Origin of the sequence: Nitratidesulfovibrio oxamicus (assembly GCF_015731765.1) — a bacterium.
GTDB classification, from domain to species: domain Bacteria; phylum Desulfobacterota; class Desulfovibrionia; order Desulfovibrionales; family Desulfovibrionaceae; genus Cupidesulfovibrio; species Cupidesulfovibrio oxamicus.
Genome location: NZ_VRYY01000370.1, coordinates 1 through 2,582 on the forward strand (window position 1 = coordinate 1; position 2,582 = coordinate 2,582).

The window sequence follows — 2,582 nt, forward strand, 5'->3', positions numbered from 1 at the left end:
GTCGGCGGATCCGGCGGCATCGGTGGCCCCGCGCGCCACCTCGGCCACGGTGGCGTTCATCTGTTCCACGGCCACGGAAACCTCGGCGGTGCGGGCCTGCTGCATGTCCGAGCGGCGCAGCGATTCGCGCACGTTCTCGTCCACCCGGCGCGCGGCTTCCACCACGTCGCCGCCCACCCGGCCCGCGTTGTCGGCGGCCTCGGCCAGGGCCTCGTTGCGTTCCATGACCAGGCGCTGCTGGCGGCGCAGTTCGGAAACGTCCACCAGGCAGGCCATGACTCCCAGAGGGTTGCCGTCCAGGTCGTGCACGGGGCAGGCGGTCATGTCCGCGCCGCGTACGCCCTCGTCGTCCAGGGGCAGGTCGGCCCGGCGCAACCGGTTGCAGCGCAACGCATCGTCACAGATGGCGGCGGCGTGCGGGGTGGGCAGGGCGCGCGCGCCGGGCTGCCCCACCAGGGATGCGCCGGAGCCGCTTCGGCCCGACAGCGCGGCCAGGGCGTCGTTGGCCCATTGCACCGTGCCGTCCGTGTTCAGGATGACGCAGGGCACCGGCAGGCTGTGCAACACCCCCTGGGCAAAGCCGATGCGTTGGCGGATCTGGGCCACCATGGCCCGCATTGCGCCCACAAGGGTGGCCGCCTCGCCGGAAAAGGCGCGGGCCTCGTTTTCGGTCAGGTCGTCGTAGCGGCCCCCCTCCACAGCGCGGGCGTAAGCTGTGGCCCGGTCCAGCGGGCGCACGATGGCTCGGACGATGGCCCAGCCGAGCAGCAGCAGCGCGGCCACAACCCCGGCGGACAACAGCAGCACCTGGGTACGCCCGGCGGCCAGGTCCTTCTCGAAGCGGACCAGGCTTTCTGCGTACGATGCATCGGCGTCGGACACCAGGGCGTCGAAATGCTTGCGCGATGCCTCGGCCAGCGGGGTTGCGGACGCCTGGTACTGGGGGTAGCGCTGGTGCCGTTCCGTCGGGGGCATCTGGGCCAACCCCCGCACGAAGACCATGCCGTCCTCCACGAACTGCATGGTGGAATCCTCGGCCTCGGCCACCTTGCGGCGGACATCGTCGCTGTCGGCGGCCTTGTTCAGGGCGCGGAACCCCTCGCGAATGGAGGCGGCGGTGCGCTCCAGCCCGGCCAGGTCCTTTTCCAGGTTGCTGCCCAGCATGATGTTGCGGGTAAGGCGGCTGACGTAGTTCAGGTCCTTGCCGATGGACAGCGTGGCGATCTCGCCCGCCAAGCTGTGCTGGGTCATCCGGGTGAAGTCCGCGCGGATGGCGCTCATGGTGTGCAGCGCGATGGCCGCCACCAGGCCGGTGGCCACGATGCCGCAGGCGGCAAGCAGCAGGATGCGGGCGCGGACGCTGGACAACCGGTGTGACATGGACATCTCCTTGCGGGTGGGGTGCACGAACGGACTCCAGTAGTCAGCAAGGGGCGTGCCATGTCCCGGGATCCATAAACGACGGGGTATTGCAACGCGGAAAAGGTGTGGCGACCTCGTGCAAAGGCCCCTTTGGGTGCCTCCTGGAGATTGCAGGTGTTGCTTCGAGTTTGCAGCAGCCGCTTCCGGTTATCAGGGCGGCGTACGCCCGCGCCACGCCCACGAGAAGGCCCCCGCGTCGCTTCCGGGGAAGGACGGCGGGGGCCGTGTGGACGCCAATGGATCGGGTGGCTGCGGGGCGGGACGCGCGTTACGCCGCGTGCGTCACATGCGCAGGCTGATCTTTTCCGGCGACAGCCTGCGCTCCAGCCGCGCGGCGAACACCGACATGGAGTAGCAGCAGATGAAGTAGAGGAAGGCCACCGTGCCGTAGATTTCCATGGGGTGGATCATCAGGCGGTTGTTGATGCCCTGGGCCACGAAGGTCAGTTCCAGCACGCCCAGCACGAAGGCCAGCGAGGTGTCCTTGAAGATGGCGATGAACTGGCCCACGATGGCGGGAATCATCTGCTTCAGCGCCTGGGGCAGCACTATCTTGCGCATGGCCTGCAGGTAGGTGAGGCCCGTGGAATAGGCCGCCTCCACCTGCCCGGCGGGAATGTTCTGGATGCCGGTGCGCACGATTTCGGCGATGTAGGCCCCGGTGAAGGCCGTCAGCGCCCATGTGGCCGACCAGAACACGTTCATCGTGGTGCCGAACATGACCGGGATGAAGAAGTACACCCAGAAGATGACGATGATCAGCGGATTGCCGCGAATCAGTTCGATGTACAGCAGGCAGGGAATGCGGAACACCCGGTTGGACGACGAGCGCCCCACGCCCACGGCAAGCCCGATGAAGAAGCTGACCGAAATGGCGATGACGGCCATCAGCAGCGAATAGGCAAGGCCGCCAAGGCCCAGGAACATTTCGTCCGACCGCCCGGTGGGAAAGTGCCAGATGAGCAGGGAGCGCAGGTTTTCGAACACCACATGCCACTGAAAGCCCAGCAGGCCCTTGCCCACCGAATAGAGCAGCCCGGCCAGCAACGCCACGAACAGCCCCTTGCCCGCCAGCACGGCGGCGCGGGCGGCGTGCCTGCCCAACTGGTGCAGCATGGCCGCCAGCGGGGTGTAGGTGGTCTGGGCGGCGGCGCGGCGGC

The 2,582-nt window shown here is 68.0% G+C and carries 2 protein-coding genes; both read right to left on the reverse strand.

The window, feature by feature from the left end; genetic code table 11:
* The coding region (locus tag FVW20_RS12315; RefSeq protein WP_196609848.1) for a PAS domain-containing protein at positions 1 to 1,380 on the reverse strand (1,380 nt) is incomplete at its 3' end.
* A gap of 324 nt (positions 1,381 to 1,704) precedes the next feature.
* A partial coding sequence (locus tag FVW20_RS12320; protein WP_231039080.1) for an amino acid ABC transporter permease occupies positions 1,705 to 2,582 on the reverse strand: 878 nt, incomplete at its 5' end.